Source organism: Streptomyces niphimycinicus (genome assembly GCF_018883605.1).
In the GTDB taxonomy this organism is placed as follows: domain Bacteria; phylum Actinomycetota; class Actinomycetes; order Streptomycetales; family Streptomycetaceae; genus Streptomyces; species Streptomyces niphimycinicus.
Window position 1 is genome coordinate 1 of sequence record NZ_JAHLEM010000543.1, and the last position, 545, is coordinate 545.

The 545-nt window shown below is 71.6% G+C and carries 1 protein-coding gene; it reads right to left on the reverse strand.

Translation table 11 applies throughout. From position 1 onward, the window contains the following. The coding region (locus tag KN815_RS35640) for an SDR family NAD(P)-dependent oxidoreductase (RefSeq protein WP_216345986.1) at positions 1 to 545 on the reverse strand (545 nt) is incomplete at both ends.

The following is a 545-nucleotide window of genomic DNA, read 5'->3' on the forward strand; positions in this document are numbered from 1 at the left end:
CCGTCCAGGAACACATTCGCCGCCGCGTAATTGCTCTGCCCCGCGCCACCCAGCACACCAGTGGCCGAGGAGAACAGCACGAACGCCGACAGGTCCATCCCCGCGGTCAGCTCATGCAGATTCCATGCCGCGTCCACCTTCGCCCGCAGCACCGGCGCAACCCGCTCGCGGGTCAGCGACGTCAGCAGCCCGTCATCGAGCACACCCGCCGCATGCACCACACCACTGAGCGCGAACCCCCCGGGCAGCCCCGACAACACCCCGGCCAGGGCCTGACGGTCCGCGGCGTCACACGCCGCGATCACCACCTCGGCGCCGGCGGCCTCCAACTCGGCCCGCAGCTCGGCCGCGCCCTCGGCCTCCGCACCACGGCGGGACATCAGCACCAGCTTCTCGACGCCATGCCGGGCCACCAGATGCCGGGCCACGACACCACCCAGAACACCCGTACCACCGGTGACCAGAACGGCACCCGAGCCGAACCCACCCGACTCCCGAACCTCACCCGACTCCAGAGCCCCACCCGAGGGCAGCACCCGGCCCAG